This window comes from Herminiimonas arsenitoxidans, assembly GCF_900130075.1.
Classification (GTDB): domain Bacteria; phylum Pseudomonadota; class Gammaproteobacteria; order Burkholderiales; family Burkholderiaceae_D; genus Oxalicibacterium; species Oxalicibacterium arsenitoxidans.
The window spans coordinates 405,614-426,041 of the sequence record NZ_LT671418.1 but is presented as its reverse complement, the minus strand read 5'-3'; the positions used below and the strand labels follow the sequence as shown (position 1 = coordinate 426,041).

9 protein-coding genes and 1 pseudogene are annotated in these 20,428 nt (G+C 51.9%); 4 read left to right on the top strand and 6 right to left on the bottom strand.

Annotated elements, in window-relative coordinates:
- Entirely contained in the window at positions 1-213 is a 213-nt protein-coding gene (locus BQ6873_RS01945; protein ID WP_076591153.1) for a DUF2970 domain-containing protein, read from the top strand.
- Positions 214-553: 340 nt separating this feature from the next.
- Entirely contained in the window at positions 554-3,472 is a 2,919-nt protein-coding gene (locus BQ6873_RS01940) for an autotransporter outer membrane beta-barrel domain-containing protein (RefSeq protein ID WP_076591152.1), read from the top strand.
- Positions 3,473-3,551: 79 nt separating this feature from the next.
- On the opposite strand, the gene BQ6873_RS01935 is transcribed toward BQ6873_RS01940, so the two are convergent.
- On the bottom strand, positions 3,552-4,088 hold the full coding sequence (locus tag BQ6873_RS01935) for a GlcG/HbpS family heme-binding protein (RefSeq protein ID WP_197685165.1): 537 nt from the start codon (positions 4,086-4,088) through the stop codon (positions 3,552-3,554).
- Positions 4,089-4,212: 124 nt separating this feature from the next.
- Complete coding sequence (locus BQ6873_RS01930) at positions 4,213-7,221, bottom strand: hybrid sensor histidine kinase/response regulator (protein WP_076591151.1); 3,009 nt, start codon at positions 7,219-7,221, stop codon at positions 4,213-4,215.
- 251 nt (positions 7,222-7,472) lie between these two features.
- Here BQ6873_RS01930 and BQ6873_RS01925 point away from each other — a divergent pair.
- Positions 7,473-8,154: pseudogene (locus BQ6873_RS01925) on the top strand (response regulator).
- A 72-nt stretch (positions 8,155-8,226) separates the two neighbouring features.
- Here BQ6873_RS01925 and BQ6873_RS01920 read toward each other — a convergent pair.
- The 4 genes from BQ6873_RS01920 to BQ6873_RS01910 form a co-directional block, all read right to left on the bottom strand.
- Entirely contained in the window at positions 8,227-9,159 is a 933-nt protein-coding gene (locus BQ6873_RS01920; protein WP_076591150.1) for a methyltransferase domain-containing protein, read from the bottom strand.
- Between the two features lie 219 nt (positions 9,160-9,378).
- The gene (locus tag BQ6873_RS01915; protein ID WP_076593893.1) at positions 9,379-18,162 is read right to left on the bottom strand and encodes a GH36-type glycosyl hydrolase domain-containing protein; all 8,784 of its coding nucleotides are present in this window, start codon (positions 18,160-18,162) and stop codon (positions 9,379-9,381) included.
- Positions 18,155-18,319, bottom strand: a complete 165-nt coding sequence (locus BQ6873_RS18195; RefSeq protein WP_231949204.1) for a hypothetical protein — start codon at positions 18,317-18,319, stop codon at positions 18,155-18,157. Before BQ6873_RS18195 ends, BQ6873_RS01915 begins: the two co-directional genes overlap by 8 nt.
- A 338-nt stretch (positions 18,320-18,657) precedes the next feature.
- A complete protein-coding gene (locus tag BQ6873_RS01910; protein WP_231949203.1) occupies positions 18,658-19,473 on the bottom strand; it encodes a fused MFS/spermidine synthase in 816 nt (271 codons plus the stop codon).
- A 135-nt stretch (positions 19,474-19,608) separates the two neighbouring features.
- Here BQ6873_RS01910 and BQ6873_RS01905 point away from each other — a divergent pair, with 135 nt between their 5' ends.
- On the top strand, positions 19,609-20,424 hold the full coding sequence (locus tag BQ6873_RS01905) for an MlaE family ABC transporter permease (protein ID WP_076591149.1): 816 nt from the start codon (positions 19,609-19,611) through the stop codon (positions 20,422-20,424).
- Positions 20,425-20,428: the final 4 nt, after the last annotated feature.

Genomic DNA, 20,428 nt, shown 5'->3' with positions numbered 1-20,428 from the left:
ATGTCAGAACCGATCAAGCAAGAACCTGAAAAAATGTCTTTCTTCGCAACCATGGGCGCTATTTTCTGGTCGTTCATCGGATTGCGTCGCCGTTCTGATTATGAAAAAGACGTGACCGGCCTCAATCCTTTTTACGTCGTCATAGCCGCTCTTATCGGCGTCGCCATCTTTATCGCTATCTTGTTGACGGTCGTGTCGCTGGTTTTGAAGTAAGTAACCATCTATAAAAGCGGGTTTGTGCAAACATATCCCGCATCAAGCGCGGAATATCATCAATTTATTCCCGGCCCAATGTACGTATAGCCTGCAGCGCCATCAAAGATGTTTCCCCACAGACTTATCCACAGAAAATGTGGATAAACATATCTCTCATTCCATAGCGTTCTTGACGAATCCGTCACAAGAATACCGTCGGATCAGCTGCTCATCTCGTATTTAGTACTCGTCCTATCTTCACGCGTCGGCATTTAGTACTGCTCCCATATTTTCTCTGTGGAAACTTTGAAATCATGTGGCCCTAACCCATTGGACCATCACTTCAAAGGAGTGACGCATGAACTCGATTCCAAAAAAATCTGTGACGCTTGCTGTGCTATCCACCTTACCTGCGTCTTGGTATATCCGTCCGTTAACGCTGTCTGTTTTGTGCATGTTCGCGATCAACGCGGCACAAGCTGCCGGCATGAATATTCCAAACGCCACGCCTGTCGATATCGGCAATACGACGGTGACGATAGATAACTTGACTGTTACCAACAACGTCAGCGGCACCATTACAGGTGCTGGCGGCACGCTCGTCTATAGCGACGCGACGGGCGCTTTCCGTCTTGGTGGCACGGCGAACGGCACGCAAAAGACCCTGGATATGTCCGGCCTCGACAACTTCGTGTTCGACAATGCCACGCAAGTATTCAGTGTCGGTGGACAAATGTCCGCTGGTGCCGTGGTAACCGGTGTCACCAACGGCACCTTGAGCCTGGCGCAAAACAATGTCATCACCACGTCCTCGTTCGGCGTTGCCGATGTCAGCCGCGCGCTATCTGGCGGTGCGACCAACTCTGGCACCGTGCTGCTCGGACAAAACAACACGATCAACACCAACCAAATCACGATCGGCGCCAGCCAAGCAAATGGCACGCTGGCATTCCAGAGTGGCATCACTGACGGCACTCTGGTTCTGCGCGGCCTGGATGGCAGCAGCCGAGTCAGCAACTGGAACATCGGTACCGGAACAAACAGCAATTACGGCAGCGCTAGCAGCACTGTGAATCTCACTGGTGGCACGCTGGATGCGAAGATCGATAACTTGCTGATTGGCTCGGCAATTTTTGGTACGCAGACAGGCTCTGGCACCTTGATCCTGGCTGATGGCGTGCTGGATGCCAACACGATTACTCTCGGCCAGCGTAACAGCACGACTGGTGGTGGCGGTGCAAACGGCACACTAACCGTCAACGGCGGTACGGTGTTGACACAAAACCTGATTGTTGGCGACCGCATCGGCACTACCGGCTCGGCAACTGGTACCGTCAATTTGAACGGTGGCGCGCTACTCGCGCAAGAAATCCAGGCTGGCGCAGGCACGGCTACACGCATCATCAACTGGAACGATGGCATCATCGGCAACTACGCCGATGGCCAGGACATGACCATATCCGGCGTTCAAATCAGATTGGCTGGTACCGGTACGCACGCATTTCAAGTCAATGGCGTCGATGCAGTTGCCACAGTCAATGCCGTCATGAGCAATGCTGCCGGCGCGGCCGGAACACTAACCAAGGAAGGCAACGGCACCCTCGTACTCGCCGCCAACAATTCCTATAGCGGTGCAACGACAGTTAATAACGGTACGCTGGCGGTCAACGGCTCCATCATCAATTCGGCAGTCACTATCAACAATGGTGGCATCCTCGGTGGTAGCGGCATGGTTAATAGTGTGACCGTTGCCAATGGCGGCGTGCTGTCCAATTCACTCGGCAATTTGGCTGTCGTCGGCAATCTCGATTTCAGTGCCGGCTCTATCTATCGCGTGCATACCGATGAAGATGGCAATGCGAATCGTGTGAACGTCAATGGCAATCTCACGCTGGATGGCACCGTGGATGTACGCGCTGCTGCCGGTAACTACGAGACAGAAAGAAGCGTCGTTATTCTCACCAACAACGGTACTCAGACTGGCACCTTCGCTGGCGTCACCAGCAACCTCGCCTTCCTGACATCAACGCTGGATTACAGCGCAAATGAAGTTGTGCTTAATCTTGCGCGCAATGCCACCAGCTATAGCGATGTTGCCGGCACGTACAACCAGATTTCAGCCGCGACGATGTTGCAGGACGTCGCAGTTGATGCGACTGGCGATACCGCTACCGTCATCAATGCTGTGACTGCGCTGTCTGAAGAACAAGCACGTGCAGCCTACGATGCCATCGGCGGTGCCGGTCTGGTCGCGCTGCGTCGTGCCGGTCCAACCTTTGCGTCCAACTTCAATAATCAGTTACGTGCGCGTATGGCTGCCGTCGGCGCATCGTCCGATCAGCAGGCTGTACTCAATACACCTGTCATGCTCGCAGCCAACGATCAGGTAGCAGATTTGCTGCCGGCACTGGCACCGCACAAGTACTCATTGGACGGCGGCATGCCGGCGGCTGCATCGACAGATGGCCGCGGCTTCTGGTTGCGCGCTTATGGTAATGATCAATCGACAGATAGCGATGGCAATGCCGCGAGCACGCACAACAAAGAAGCCGGTATGAGTGTCGGTTTTGATACGCAAGTAGCAGAAGGTCTGGTGCTTGGTGGCGCGTTGACGCATGGCCGTTCCGACATCTCGACCACCAATAATGAACGCGGCAAGTCGAACGGTAATGCAGTTGCTGTGTATGCAAGCTACGCCAACGGCCCGTGGAATGCCACCGGTTCTGCGGTTCTCGCATATAACAACAACAGCATGCGCCGCGGTATCAACTTCGGCAGCATAGACCGCACGGCACAGTCCAAATTCGACAGCCGTACGGCATCGCTGTATGGCGAAGTCAGCTACGACATGCCGATGGCGACCTGGACCTTGCAACCGTTGGCAGGATTCTCGGCCAGCAATAACAAGACCGATGGCTTTACGGAAACGGGGGCTGACGCGCTGAATCTGCAAGTCGCCAGCGAAACCGTCAACTCCTTCAAGTCATTGCTAGGTGCAAAGGCGACGATAGATACCGGCAAGATTCAATGGCAACCACGCCTGATCTGGGCGCATGAATACGGCAATGCCAATGTACCGCTGTCAGCGCAAATGCAAGGTTCCGCTACTGTATTCACGGTGCGTGGTGTCGATCTGCCGCGCGACTCTCTGGTGACCGGTTTGACCGTCTCTGGCAAAGCAAGCAAACGCTTGTCGCTGTTTGCAGATGTACAGGGTGAATTCAATTCACGTCAAACCAACCTCGGATTGTTGGTTGGTTTGCGTGCAAGCTGGTAAGAAATCATCTAAGGTTTCTTCAATATCGCGCAGGTGTTCAAGGCTATAACTTCCGCTTTAACGCCTGCCCGCAACAGCGCTAGTTCAGGAAAGCATCCAGCCCAGCCTGTGCAAACACGGCGTCCAACTCCGGTGTAGCTCCGCTGATGCCGATGCCACCAACATGGACGCCATCCTTGGTCATAACCGGCAATCCACCTTCAAGCAATAGGAATCCCGGGATGGAGCTGTAGGGCTGGCCTGGAAGCTTGACGTTTCTTTCAGCCAAAACCTTGGTTGACACAGGAAATTGTGCTGCCGTCGAAGCTTTAAGCTGAGATACCTGAATACTGCCGACACTTGTATTGTCCATGCGTCGAAAATATTTCAAGTTTCCATGCTGATCAAAGATGCTGATGACTATTGAAAAATTCTTGCTGCGTGCCGCTGCCTCTGCTGCATCAGCCATTTTTTCAGCCATGTCTATGGTGATGGTATTTTTTCCGTGATTCACACGCTGTACATGAGGTGATTTGTCAGACGGCTTCGTCGGTATGTTGGATGTAGCGTTACCGTCCGCTGCTGCTGCAATGTTAAAAACAAGCCCCAGTCCTATCAAAGAAAAAAGGTATTTCATGCAATCTCCTGTGAAGTAAATAACGCGATGACCTACCAACCAAGAACGTCTCTATTATATTAAACCCGCTTCAACACCATCTACACTCGCTGTTTATCTTCCTGATTAAGCAACCATATAATCCTCAGGCGATCTTTTGCAAAGCTTGTCGAATCAGCTTCTCCAACAATGGCAGCGCGGTGTGTATGGATGCAAGATCATCCGCTTTAGCCTTGGCTTCCAACTCTGCACACGCATCGACTATGTGCTGTTGCCGCTGCATCGCAAACGCACCTTTGATGGAATGCAATTGCTCCGACACGGTAACGGCGTCATGACTGGCAATCGCGTCTTGCATCATGGCCAACGATGCCTGGCTACTGTCTTGCAAGGCTTTGCGCAATTCTTCCGACAAAGGCTTGGCGTCTACGTTACGTGGCTCCGCTGTTGCCGACTGCAAGAATAGATACTTGCGCACTGTTCGTTCTATTTCATCCAGCGACATGGGCTTGAGCAAAATATCGTTGATACCGGCATCCTTACAACGCTGATATTCATCGCGTGAGGCATGTGCAGTAATCGCAATGATGGGCAGTGTCGCACCCTGGCTGCGCAACGCCATCGCAAAAGTATAACCATCCATGCCCGGCATACCCAGATCGGTCAATACGATGTCGTAGGTATTTTCTGCAAAGAGCTTCAAACCGTCGCTCGCCTGCTGCGCCAGGCTCATGCTGTAACCGAGCATTTCCAGTTGGTCGCGTATCAAGGCCAGATTAACAGGATGATCCTCTACCACCAGCACGCGCACGTTTTCTTGCGCTTGCTGCTGGCTCAATATTGTCGGCTCCTCCTTGCTGGTAAACTCTTGCGGTAGCAGCGCCAGTTCAAGTGCCTTGCGCAAACTGTCGAGCGCATAGCAGGAGACGATCGTGCGATGCTCTTCTATCACCGGTGAACGCGGACCATCTTCCAGCGCATCGATCACCCAGCTGGCCTGCGCGCGTATTCTGTCTTCATCGGCCAGGCCCCACATCCGCGGACTGCCAAACAGTATCAATGGCATCGTCGCCGCAGGAAATTCTTTCGGATCGGTAATCAGCCTGGTCTTGATGCCCCAGGCCTGCAAGTGCGGAACGATCAATGACTGCCACTCCGGCCTCGGGCAAAGCAGCACCACTTCTGTCTGTGGCAAGACGATATCTTGTACTGACAAATCCTGATTCACCGCCAGCGGCAAGCTGACGGTGAAGCGACTGCCGGAACCTGGACGACTATCAATGGTGATCGTCCCCTGCATCAAATCCGTCAAGCGCTTGCACAAGGCCAGACCAAGGCCGGTGCCGCCGAATAGACGCGTAGTCGATACTTCCGCCTGCGTAAATGGCTGGAATAACTCAGTCTGCCTTGCAGTGGAAATGCCTATGCCGGTATCGCTGACAGCAATATGCAGCATGCCATCTTGCGCACTGACTTCAATCTTGATCTGCCCCTGCTCGGTAAACTTGATCGCATTGCTGAGCAGATTGACTAGTATCTGTCGTATGCGGGTCGGATCGCCATCGTAGTAACGCGGCAGCGTCGGCGGGATTACATAAAACAGATGAATATCCTTGGCATCGGCAAGCGGAATGAAGATGGCAAGAGTTTGCTCAACCACATCAAGCAGATCGAAGCGTATCGTCTCCAGCGTCATCTGCCCTGCTTCCACCTTGGAGAAATCAAGTATGTCGTTGATGATTTCCAGCAAGGCATGCGAAGAACTATTGACGATGTTCAGACGATCTTGCTGACGCTCGGTCAAGGACGTGCGTGCGAGCAATTCCAGATTGCCGAGTATGCCGTTAAGCGGCGTGCGGATTTCATGGCTCATGACAGCCAGGAATGCGGACTTGGCATGATTGGCAGCATCAGCGGCTGCGCGTGCGGCCTTTTCACTTTCAAACACACGTTCCGAGCGTTGCAGAATAGGCGTGAAAATTTTCCGATCAAAGAAAAAGATCAAGAACCATAACAGCGCCAGCAACAGCAAGGTGCCGCCAGCATACGCCATGATAAAAGGTCCTTGCGCAGCAAGAATGGTGCGCCATGAATAGGCATACGCCAGTATCCAGCCGGTATCAGACAATGGCTCGCTGATGGTAAACGTGCCATCGCGATAGCTATAATCGGAAGAATCCAGATTCGCTTCCCACGCTCTGCTCTCAAGCACTTTTTGCGTGAGCCCGGGATCAGTCGGTTTCTTGTACCAGGTATTCAGGACCAGATTGCCTTGACGATCGATGATCATGAAATTGCCGTCATAGGGGTCTTCATGCAATCTTTTCAGCAAGATGCGGGATGGCAGATCGCTGACAAAGATGACGAAGGGCTTCTCGCCATCAAAAGCCGGCTGTACCAGCTTGTAGACTTCTTCTCCTGTGAATGGATCATACGCTGCAGGCAGCCAGGTGATGGCACGTGTAGTACGCAGAAAATTGAGACGCTCCGTATCCTGCAGATTGCCGATATTCGGTGCGACCTTGTCTATCAGCTCGCGTGTATCGCTCACCTTCATCGTGGCAAACGGATCGCCGGTTTTCGGCGGCGGCATGATGGATAGGAAATTATGTTCCACATCGAGAAAATAACCGGAGAACGGGCGCCCCCTTTGCTGTGCGCTGGCCGTCACTGTATAAGCTTGCGCCTCGGTGAAGGACAGCATTTCCGCAAAAGACTGTGCCGGATGACTAGGTGAAATGGCGCCGAAAACCAATTGTGCATTCACCTTGTCACTGGCTTGCACAACGAGGCGACCATGATTCTTTTCAAATTCATCGATCAGTTTGCTGGCCGGCATGAAGGGTGTACGCCAAATCATTTCGGCATTGATAACGCCACGCCGCATCGCGGCCTGCTTGGTTTCTATTTCCAGCAATAACAAGGTCTTGTTGGTCAGATAGACAGAACGTCCATCGGCAATATAGTTCTGGATATTGGTCCAGACCGCCAAAGCGCTGGCGGCCAGCAAGGCCAGCGTCAGTACAACGCCGCCGCCCCACAGGACGCTGCGTTGGTAACGGCCCAATAGCGTGATTTCACTGAATTTCTTCAGCGTGGCGACGACCTTGTTTTTTCTTGCTGGCGAAGCTGAACCTTGATCGAAAGATGTCATACGCTATGCTTTAGGCAGAATTGATCGCTGCGAACGGAGATGAGCATCTTCATCCATCTCATCCTGAGTCTGAGAGAAATACCCTCAAATTCGTACTAGTACCATAGTATCTTGATCGTTTTCGTACTTGTATTATTACCTGACAGGTGAACAAACGATATAGTTGAGAGCATATTGCCAGACGATAAAACAACTACTAGTACAAGAAAATTACTAGCCGGCTTGATGATGGACAAATAACGGGGGTAAGCATGAAGGAATTTTCAATACGTCTGATCATCGCTGATGACCATCCTGCGGTACTGGTTGGTAGCAAGCATGTGCTCGAAACCGTCAGCACCGTGTCCATCCTCGGTTCAGTGAGGAACTCTACCGAATTGATCCGCTTGCTGGATAGTCAGCCTTGCGATGTATTGGTGACTGACTATGCAATGCCAGGCGGCGAACATGGCGATGGAATTACCTTGTTTGAATTCATCAATCGACGTTATCCCAAACTGAAAATCATAGTCATGACGATGATGGATAATCCTGCCCTGCTACGCACACTGACATCGCATGGCGTTAGCTGCATCATCAGCAAATCCGACGATGCCTCACACCTGATCCCGGCTGTGCATGTCGCATACTCAGGCGGGACATATTTTTCTCCCAGCATCTTGGAAATAATGCCTGCGTTAGGTGTAGATGAACCCGGCTCTACTGTCGGCAAAGAACTCTCCACACGCGAACTGGAAGTCGTGCGCTTGTATGTATCAGGATTGACGGTCAATGAAATTGCGGAGCGACTACATCGCAGCAAGCAAACCGTGAGCACGCAAAAAAAACAGCGCCATGAGAAAACTGAATCTGGAACGCGATGCAGATTTAATCAAGTACGCGATGGAAACCGGCCTGTTGTCCGCATCAATACCTCCCGTCCAGGCTCAATAAAAAATAGCGAGACGCATGGCGCTCGCTATTCAATTATTCCGTTCACCACAGGGATTACATCCCTAACAAGTTTTACGCATACGCTGCTGCATGCTGTGTTTGCATCGCCCACTCGGCTTCCACCACATGCAGGTGATTCGCACGGATAGATGCCTGCAAGGATGGAATCGATCCGCCCGCGTTGTAAACAAAGCTCACATACAACTGATCACCAGCCTTGACGGCAACTGGCTCGGCCAATGGCAAGACCAGATAATGATTCAACCAATCGACAGTGGTCGACTGCTGCATGACAACGGCCAGTATGTTTTTCGTCACGAAACGCAAGGCATTCACGGTACCTGCATGCTCAATCGCGAACACGCCTTCCCAGGCAATCTGCGCATTTACAGGCTGCGTAAAATCCAGGATTGAATAAACAGAAGGCTGCGCCAGCTCAACGCTGTTTTGTTGAATGAAGGTTGGCTCCTGGAACTGCACGATAGGTGCGTTATAGCCTTCAAAGCAGTAATCCTGTTGTAAAGGCTGTACTGCCATGATCATTGCTTCAGGAATGAAGATAGGCAGCGGGCCACCGAATTTTTCCAGATAACGCTGCTTGAAGGATTCAATCACCTGCACTTGCTTCTCGCGCAGCATTGCGACATGAATCATTTCGCAGATGACAACATCGACCGGCTCCGGCGGCAGGTATTCAAATGCATCGCCTTGTATGACTTCGACTTTGTCGCCGTTCACATTGTGCGCAAGGAAGCGTTTTGCTTCGACGACCAGATCTGGGTTGTATTCAACGCACCAGACTTTTTCTGCCTTGGCAGCCGCAAACCACGACAACACGCCGGTACCACCACCTAGTTCCAGCACCTTGGCACCCGGCGCGACCAAATGATCGATCGCTGCCTTGAAGCCCGACATGCGTCGGTTATCCATCAACATATTGTGGTGGTAATGCACAGGGATGAATTGGCCCAGATAACAGCTTTCAAGTTCGCGTTCGGTCAGCATGTGTTCATCCTTGTGGAGTGTCGATGGCGCACCATTTTCATCATGAAACTGGTAACGTGATTCGCCATTATGGTGACCGACGGGATAAAGCAAAGCCTTGATATGCTAAGGTTTTACGCGACTGTTCGCTGATTGAAAAATCAGTTGTTCCTAAAGAATTTCAGGTGGAGTACAGATGAAATGCGATATGGTTGGTCACCCAACGCATATCGCATGACTTCACTTCGTCGGACTAACGTTGCCCATCACTACAGTCACCATATGCGTGGCACCGTCATCCAGCATCACAATGACCTGCTCCGGCACAGCAAGACCATCAAGTTCTACGCGTACTACGCCTTTGCAGACGCCATGCGGATTCTGAATCGTGATGTTATAGATGGCACCGCCGTAGCGATAATGCAGCTTGGTACTACGCCATTCTGCCGGCAGACAGGGATCAAAGCTGAGACGATCAGCCTGTATGCGCAAGCCCAGTATCGATTCCACGCCCGCGCGATACAACCAGCCAGCCGCACCGGTGTACCAGGTCCAGCCGCCACGTCGTACATGTGGTGATTCGGCATAGATATCAGCCGCCACCGCATACGGTTCTACCTTGTACGCAGCCATACCGGTGCGTGAACTGGTGCGATTGGCCGGATTGATCATCTTGAACAGATCGTGCGCCTGTCCGCCTTTGCCCATCATCGAATAGGCAATCAGACACCACACCGCGGCATGCGTGTATTGCCCGCCGTTTTCACGTACACCGGGTAAATATCCCTTGATGTAACCTGGATCAAGCGGCGTCTTGTCGAATGGCGGTGTGAATAACAGAATCAAATCGTCGCCCGGGCGAATCAGATATTGATCGACGGAGTCCATTGCACGTTGTGAACGTTCCGGCTCACCCGCGCCAGAAATAACCGACCAGCTTTGTGCAATCGAATCGATACGACATTCCGCATTACTGGCAGAACCCAGCGGCGTGCCATCGTCAAAGTAAGCGCGGCGATACCATGCACCATCCCAGGCATGCTGTTCGGTCGCTTTTTTCAGCTTCTCTGCATGTTTGCGCCAGCGCGTGGCACGCGCCTTGTCCTTGCGTGCTTCCGCCACTGGCGCAAAACGCAATAAGGTCGCATACAGGAACCAGGCCAGCCAGACGCTTTCACCCTTACCTTCATGGCCGACGCGATTCATGCCGTCGTTCCAATCGCCGCCGCCCATCAACGGCAAGCCGTGTGGTCCTGCAGTCATGCTGTGATCCAGCGCACGCGCGCAATGCTCGTAGACGCTGACATGCTCGTCCGAGATATGCGCTTCAAAATAGGCATCTTCTTTTTCCAGCGGTAGCGGATCGCCCTCGAGGAAAGGCACCATCTCATCGTAAATCTGCGCGTCGCCGCTGACGTCCACATAATGCGCGACGCAATACGGCAACCAGATCAGATCATCCGAAATATGCGTGCGCACACCACGTCCACTTGGTGGATGCCACCAATGTTGCACATCGCCTTCCTTGAACTGACGCGACGATGCTCGCAATATTTGCTCGCGTGCCAAAGCCGGCGCGGCCATCACCAAGGCTTGCGTATCCTGCAATTGATCGCGGAAACCGTAAGCACCACCTGCCTGATAAAACGCGGTGCGCGCCCAGAAACGGCAACTCAGCGTTTGATACAAGAGCCAACCATTGAGCAGATAATCCATAGAACGATCTGGCGTCTCGACCTGTATCTTGTGCAGGATGTTGTGCCAGTTACGTTGGCTGGCATCGAATACGGCGGTGATATCCGACGCGCGGTAACGCTGGACCAACTCGCGTGCGGCTTCGGCACTGTCTGCCTGTCCCATCAAGAACACTATTTCCACTTCTGTATCGGCAGGGATTTCAACTACTGTCTGCAACACGCCACAAGGATCGAAACCAGCGCCCACACGATTAGACAAAATATTGCCCGCAGCCAGACCAGACGGTTTTTGGAAATTACCATTACGGCCGATGAATTCCTTGCGATCACCTGTCCAAGCGGTTTGCTTGCCGCATAAATCGATGAAGGCAACGCGATGGCCGAATTCGATATTCCACGGATTACGCGCAAAGAGTGCGCCAGTTTCTGCATCCCTTTCTGTCGCGATGAAGGGCACATTGTCCGCGCGTGTTGCGCCCAATACCCATTCCACGTAGGAAGTAAGCGATAAGCGACGCGTACTGCGTGTAATGTTTTTCAGGCGCAAGCGACAAATCTTGACGGGATCGTCCCAACTCACAAACTGCAACAAGTCGCTGACAATGCCACTGCAATTCAATTCGAAGCGACTGTAGCCCTGCCCGTGCCGTGTCATGTAGGTCGCATCCGGCACGCGTATAGGCGAGATAGTTGGGCTCCACAGTGCGCCGCTTTCTTCATCACGAATGTAGAAAGCCTCGCCGGAAGGATCCGATACTGGATCGTTAGACCACGGCGTCAATTTGTTCTCTCGACTGTTCAAACTCCACGAGTAACCAGCTCCGCGTTCCGATACGGTAAAACCGAAAACCGGATTGGCAATCACATTGATCCACGGTGCAGGTGGAATTTGATCTGGTCCCAGCACGATCACATACTCACGGCCATCCTTATCGAATCCGCCAAGCCCGTTAAACAAAGCCAGTTGCGGCGGTACACCCGGTGGCGCACCGATGGGCGCATGCGTCTCGCGTTTCAACCACGAGAATGGCGCACTCTCTTCCACATCCGGCTGTACTTGCATCTGCTCGGCCAAGCTGCCTTGTCCACCTTCCAGTACAACACGGGCCGAAGCCAGCAACAAGGTACGCTCATCATCAGTGATCAAGTCGGCACGCACGATAAAAGCACCACCACGCTCCGCCTGCTCCTGCTGAGCAGAGAATGCCTGTGCTGCACGTACCATGCCTTCCATCGAGGCCTGCAACTCTTGCGCATACGATGCGCCTTTTTCATTCAGGATCACCAGATCAACCGGCAACTGCTTCATGCGCCAGTATTCATGCGCACGGAGGAGTTGCGACACCAAGCGCAAATCTTCCTGCTTCGCCATACGCAACAACAATATCGGCCTGTCGCCGGAAATGCCCTGTCCCCATAATCCGGCATGACTCAAACGCATTGCACGTATCACACGCCCACTGGCGCGCGACGACAAATCGGAGAACAGAATCCGGCTTGCCAGATGCTGGAACAGCTCCGCCTCGTAATGTTCTATGCGCAGGTAATGTAATTGCACTTGCGCATGTGTCCACACCAATGCGGAAATCCGCGAGAACGCCGAACCATCATGGTATTTATCCGCCAGACTGAGTATCTCTTCGCGAGAATTAGCCGCCATCGTGGTAAACACCAAATGAACAACTTCATCCGGTTCTATTCGTACCCGAACCCGCAGACTGAAAATCGGATCAAGCACCGCGCCCACCGTATTCGACAAAGGACGACCATCACTGATGGAGATCGGATTACTCACTCCCTGACCACGTCCGATAAAGCGTGCACGGTCAGTTTCATATTCAATACCAAGGGCGCTATCACTACCCTCGCCACGTGCCACCACATGTGCCGCCCATGGACGTGGTTCGCCATCTTTACGTGGACGACGTGATGCCAGCAGCCCGCGTACTTCATGCAAGTATTCAGTTTCGACAAACAGATTGGAGAAAGCCGGATGCGCAATATCGGCATTCACTGGTGCCAGCAACACCTCCATATAGGAAGTCACTTCAATATAACGTGCACGTGACCCCGTATTGGTCAGTGTCAGACGACGCAATTCAGCATCATCTTCCGGCGATACGATCACTTCCAGCATGCTGGAAATCGAACCATCAGCACGTGCAATACGCACGCGGTCTTCGGCAAATTTGACTTGATAGAAATCCGGCTCGACTGCAGTTGGTTGATAACCGGCCGACCAGAAGACACTACTTTCCGAATCGCGCAGATACAGATGACTGCCCCAATGATCACGCGTTGCATCTTCACGCCAACGTGTAATGCCGAGCTTGTTCCACAAACTGTAACCGGAACCTGCCGCCGTCATCATGACGGCGTAATGTCCGTTGGAAAGCAATTGCGTTTCCGGCGTTGCCGTCATCGCGCTATTAAATTCCCGCGCCACACCAGACTCAGGCATGACGACAGTTGGGCGCTCTCGCTCTTCACGTAGCGTCAACGATGCAGGTTGCACCCAGCGCGGCTGCGATTCATGCAACAGCAATTCGGCAGAACGAATAATCGGTTCATGATGAAAACGATGTCGCATCACATTGCGATTAATCACGTTGCCAAGTGAGACCAGCAACATGCCCTGGTGATGCGCCATGTAGGCACGCACGATGGCCATGGTCTGGTTTTCCGTACGGCGGCCGGGTGTGAAATCTAGCGCTTCATAAAAACCGTAACGCCCAAGTGCGCCCATTTCTGCCAAGCGCCGGAAATTGGCAACCGCACTCTTAGGCATATACATCGCCGCCAAACCGGTTGCATACGGTGCGATGACTATGTCTTTTTCCAAGCCACGCTTCAATCCCAGCCCAGGGACACCAAAGGCTGAATATTGATAAGTGAAGGCACGATCACGCAAATTAAGCGCCGATTCGGATATGCCCCATGGCACCTTGCGTTCCTTGCCATATTCAATCTGGCGCGCCACGATATTGCGACAGGTTTGATCCAGCATGCTGCCGCGTGGCATCGAAATCACCAGCGACGGCATCAAGTATTCAAACATCGATCCTGACCATGAAGCCAATACTGGACCGTGCAAGCCCGGCAACATGCGTCGACCAAGGCGGAACCAATGCGATGGCGGTGCCTGCCGCTCGGCAATCGCCACCATACTGGCAAGACGTGCTTCGGATGCCAACAAGTCGTAATAGCTATCATCAAGACGAGCTTCATCGACGTTATAGCCGATGGAAAACAGTTTGCGCTCCGGCGACATCAGGAAGCGGAAATCCATATCAATCGCCATCTGACGCGCAACTTTTTCTATCGCGTCCAAACGCTCCAGCCACTGCACAGCAAGCACCGCAGCCTGCATCAACGCACCATCCAGCATATCGAATAACGCTTGCGGAATGACATTTGGATCAAGTCGATTCTGTGAAGCAAACAAACGTGCAATATCGCGTCGCGCCGACAGATAACATTGCGGCAAATCCTCCAGCGCGACATTCATGTTCACCTGATCATTGACCAGCTGCCACAACTCGGCATTCTGTTTGTTTTCCGCATCCTCTGCTTCCAGATGTGCCCACGGAATGATGACGATGAAATCGTTGCAGTGTGTATGCACGGCTTCCCGCAACTCATTGGCCCAGGTCAGCACTTCATTATCAGGAGTCTGAATCTCTGCCGAAAATGCCTGCGCCAAATCGAACAGGTTCTCTGAACGTTCAGCCATTCTTTTCCAGAATGCATAAGCTGGTGGCGCTGTACTTGTTGCCAACAAGAAGTCGCTGAACTGTTCGGCACTCTTGCGCAATTCATTGATAGTGACTGTTTGCGTACGCAGTTCGCGTCCGATACCGTCAATCGCCAAGCGAAGTAGCAAGACCGAATCACGCATACCTGCCACAGTCGTCGGCCGCAGCACATTCTGTTCGCGCGCATCTTTGCACGCCTGCGCCAAGGCAAACAAATGGCCGGCGAGATTGCCGCTATCGACAGTTGAAATATAACGAGGAGATAATATTTCCAGCCGCTCGGTCTCATACCAGTTATAAAAGTGACCGTGATAACGCGGCAGTTTTTGCAGCGTTTCCATCGTCGCTTCCAACCGACGCATCATCTCGTTCAAACCGATCCAGCCAAAATCGCGTGCCGTCACCACCGACAACAGATACAAGCCAAAATTGGTCGGCGAAGTACGATGTGCAATCACCGGTTGCGGATCTTCCTGGAAATTATCTGGTGGCAAATGATGGTCTTGCGCCACCACAAAGGTCGTAAAGAAACGCCAGGTACGTCGCGCAATCAAGCGCAGTTCTGTTTCCTCATCAACATCCAGCTCTTCCACATTGGTATCGACTGGCGGCAAACTGATCGCACGTGCGATGAAAGGACTAAGCAGCCACAACAGGCAAAACGGCAAAGCCAGCCACCAGCCGCCCGGATTGAAGAAATACACCATCACGGCTATCACTAATGTGATCAACATGCCCATGCGGCCACGCCACAAGAAGCTGGAGATCGAATATTTTTTCGCACGCCGGACTTGTGCCGAGGTCACCCATTCCAGTAATTTTTTACGTGTGAATATCAAACGCACCAGCGTCCGCGCTATTGCATCGAGCATCAGCCACGAATACTGCACCAACACTGCCAGCGAAATGAAGATCACCGCCAGCGCATCCGGCAATACCGCAAGGCCGCGCCGCCAGTGCGCCTTGAAACTGAGATCATCTCGGTGCGGTAACAAATCGGAGAGAAAGCGGAATACCGCCGGCGGTGCTAAACCAATCAAGGCTAGCAACAACCACGGCCAGGCTTGTATATGCCCGAGACAAAACGCCGTCACCAGCGTGATCAGAATCGCAGGCGCAGTCAACGAACGTCGCATGTTATCGGCAATTTTCATCCGATCGATCATCGACATAGACACACGCCCGCTATGCAACAGCCACGGCAGCAATTGCCAATCGCCACGCGTCCAGCGATGCTGACGCGCAGCCGCTTCTTCAACATGGGAAGGAAAGTCTTCAAACAACTCCACGTCGTTCACGAGTGCGCAACGTGCCAGCGCACCTTCAAATAAATCGTGGCTGAGCATGGTGTTTTCCGGCACCTTGCCGGAGAGAGCTAATTCGAATGCATCAACGTCGTATAAACCTTTGCCGGAATAACTGCCCCAGCCAAACACATCCTGATACACATCCGATACTGCACCGCCGTAGGGATCGATACCGCCGCGAGCAGAAAAGAAACGTCTATATAAAGTGCGTTCCTGCTGCATGGGCAAGGTCGGCGTGATGCGCGGCTGCAAGATGCCGTAGCCTTCGACCACTTGTAGTGTTTCTGGATCGTGGCGCGGCTGATTCAAAGGATGCGCAGCGACACCAACCAGCGCGCGTAAAGCACCTATCGGCAAACGGGTATCGGCATCCAGCGTAATCACATAACGCACGTTATGCGGCACAGGAATCTCATCCAGTAAGAACGAGGTATCGAGCGCATTGCGTAGTAATCGGTTGAATTCATGCAGCTTGCCGCGCTTGCGTTCCCAACCCATCCACTTGCCTTCCGCCTCATTCCACAAACGACGGCGATGCAGGATATAGAAACGTACTTGATCAGTCTTGCTCGGTCCATAACGCGCATTCAGCTCTGCAATGCCACGTCGTGCCTTTTCCAGCAAAGGCAAATCCTGTGGCATGTGCTCATGCTTGGCATCGGCCCAATCGGACAACAAGGTGAAATAAACTTCGCCATCCGGATTGGCAAGATAATGCGTCTCCAGCTGCTGCAGCTCTTCCTCTATGCCTTCTTCGTTGGTCAACATCACAGGCACAGCGACGAAAGTGCGTACGTTCTCCGAGATATCGACCAACTCCAGCCGCGGTAAATGGCGCGGCCAGAATAGGCGCATCAATATTTTATTAACGAGCGTGATTGCAATATCAATCGCGGGGAAAAGGCCTGCAACAATCAGGATCGTTAATGCAAGCGTATGTATCCCTTTTCCATGCGTAGTCCATAAAGGGAATGCCAGAATAATCAGCGCTACCGGCAGTATCGTCAGTGGGTAATACAAGCTGGCATGGGCGATGTAATGTCGTCTGAGTTTTTGTGAAAAATGTGGCTGATAACCCAGCTCTGCTTCCAGATCGGTTCTGCCACCGCCCAGCAGATAATGCCCAGGATCAAGCGCACGCTCATCAGCAACAATGTCATCGTGTGACATTTGGCTGCGATGGAATTCTATTTTTCGTACCAACGCATCAGCGATCTGTTGTTCTGAATAGCGCGCATTCAATGCGATTTGCTGAATGATCTTGCGATAGCGATCTCGCGTCAAAAAATCCAGTTCAGCATAATTCGGTAGGGTCAGTAATTTCTGTTCGACCAGACTCACCGATTCAAAAAAGACGCGCCAATCGTAGGCAGAAATCGTGCGCATGCTAGTGATGATGTTGCGTATCGTCTGATTGGATGCGACTTGCGTTGTATGCTCACTCAACACAATATCGTCTATCGTCGGACCTTGATCAACAAGACGAGCACCCAAAGCATCAAGCAGCGGTGTAAATCCAGGTTGCTGATAGCGCAAGCGTTGCACTAGCTGCACGACAAACGGTTGTAACAAACGTCCCGGTGGTAAGACGATACCCGGCTGTTCGTTCTCCGGCATTTTCTGCGCAATCGCAATCAGCTCATTTGCAAAGTCATCCGCAGCCTGACGTGCAGCCTGTGCCTTCACGACGCGTACTGCAACACGACGCAAATGTTCCAGCAAGACAGCGCGCATGATAATAGGCAAGGCCCATAGCTCTGCCATCGTCAACTGTTGCACACTTTGATAAGCACGCACAAAGCGCAAGAACACATCAACGTCGAAATGATTATCCGTATGTGCCGCGAACTCCCAACACAAACCATAAATTCTTGGATGGCCAGCATGATCACCGCTGGATAATTTGGGTAGTGCCTTGTACAGACGACGCGGCAAATTCTCTTCTACACCGACTACGCTCTCTTCCACCACGTGCAAGTTATCGAGTAACCACTCGGCGGCAGAAGTAATCGCTCTACGCTCAGCAGTAGCCTGCTCTATAGCCGCATGCGCAGCAACCAGCACCTTGCCATTTTCACGTGCAGCGATGGAGAGATTGACGCGACTCGGCGCCGCACCTATTTTTTGAATTGAAGCAAGATGCGCTGCATGCGCCTCTAAACGCTCGGCGCTGAATATTTCTACGCGTATAGGTTCATCAGAAGAACTTGATGCATCTTCTGTAAATGAAAAATGCTGATCTTGACGGAAAAATTTCTTAAACAAGATCGGCCTCACTTTGCTCACGGGAAAAATTCTCCGAGATAACAGACAGATTCACACGATGGCCGTGTGTATTGTCTTGAGCAAACTGGACTTTATTGATAAAAGAAAAACGAATCCCGCATGGGAAATCTGCATGCGCATAAGTAGTACTGACCATATTTCTTCCTCCCCGCTAGTGCGGTTTTTAGATTGACATGGTGGTCCATATTTTGCTCAGTTGGAGATGCAGAACGAACAAGAGTTCCCAACTTTATGACATGCAGCAAGATTGAAGAGGCAAACGAGTACTGCAGCACGCCTCGCTATATGTTGATCCTCTCACCGCAGGAAAACAATAGACTTAATGAAAGACTATGAAGAATATCTTGTAGAAGAGATTACCACGCACAAAAGAACTAATCGGTGTTGCACCATAAAAAGCCATGAAATACCTGGCATAGTGCGTGGCATGTAAAAAATGCCGGCATTATTTGCAATCGATGGCGGTCTTATTCTTTATTCGATACTTTTTGGATAAACCAGATCAAGTGCAAATTTCTCGCACATGCTTACAGCCTGCTCTCGCAACAGTGCATCATTAGAATTATCTTCACCTGTTTTGACGGCTACTGCGATATGACTGTTACCGTCCTTGGTCTTAAGCCACCATATATGACGACCACCAAACAATATCTGCCCTTGCGTCAACATGGACGTGATCGTGTCACCGTCATCAGCCATATTCATCACCAACGCACCTTGATTGTGCAGAACGCGTTGGCAATCTTGAAGAAAGGTGAAAGAACATAATTCTGTCGATGCGCCATTTGCATCAAAGCCATCCAGCAAAATCACATCGACTGAATCTGCCGCCATCTCCTTCAAATACAAAGCCGCATCCTTGTGCAGTACTTGCAAGCGCTCGTCGTCTGCTGGAATCATGAACTTGTCACGCAAGGCAATCACATCTGCGTTCGACTCCAGCACAGTCATCCGTGCCGATGGTAAATGTCGGTAGCAATATTTGACCAATGAGCCACCACCCAAACCGATAACCAGAATATGTATAGGAGCAGGATTGAATAGTAAAAATCCCGTCATCGCTTGCGTATAGGGAATCACCAATTCATCCGGAGCCGATAGTCGCATGGCGCTTTGCACGACACGTTCATCAAAATGCAAAGTGCGGATATCGCCATCGTCGAAGATGAAAGGCTTATCTCCATGGACAAGCGCCTTGATTTTTTCCAGGCGATCCGGCGTAAAGAAGTTCATAGGCAATGCGGTAAAGTACAAGAGCTCCAGTGTGGAGCGATCCTGCAATGAAGTCAAAGTACGCTATGCCGTGCAAACGGTCTTATTCAAATCAGTTCGCTCACTTTATATCTGCAATTTCCTCTACATCTGAACTGCAACTTTCCTTCCGGACAATGAAATGACAGGCCGATTCACTGCTACCATGCTCGCATGACTGCAAAAGTATCCCTTCCAGATACACTGCTACAGATGGGCGGTGCCACCTTGCGCTGGCTGCTGGGTGGCTGGCGCATAGTACTGTTTGGCGTCGTAGTGCTGTCTCTGGCCTTGTCCCCCACCACGTACAAACGTGAGAATCGTCATGCCATCGCCTATCAAATCGTATTGGGCACCACGGCAAATCTGATCTGGTTTTCCGTCTTGTCTGCGCTGGCCAGCGTCATCCTGATACGCATCGTAGTCGTTACCGCACTGAGTTATGGCCTGTCAAAATATGCGTTGGAGATGGTCGTCCGCGTATTAGTGCTGGAACTCATTCCACTGTCAGCGGCCTTGTTTATCGCACTGCGACGCACATTGCCGGATGGCGTAGAGCTGGCAGAAATGCGCGCACGCGGCGATTTGCACGCGTTGCAACGTCAAGGTATCGATCCGATACGCAGAGAATTCTTCCCCCGTGCCGTAGCAGGCATATTTTCCGTCTGGATGCTGGCAGCAGTAAGCTGCGTGCTGACCTTGATCCTGGCTTATCTTTCCGTTTATGGCTTCACGCAATGGGCACTGGCCGGTTATACGCGCGTCGTTGGCCAGATTTTCAATCCTGCGGTGTCGATGATTTTCATGCTCAAGACCTTGTTCTTCAGTCTGGCCGTGTCCTTGATCCCGATGGCTTCCTCGCTTTACGATACATCCCAAACATCGCTACACAGCCGTTCGAAGGCGGCCAATGAGCTGGCTGCCATGGTTCGCCTGTTCTTCGTCATTTTGCTGATTGAGATTGCTTCCCTGATGGGCAATTATTATTAACTCT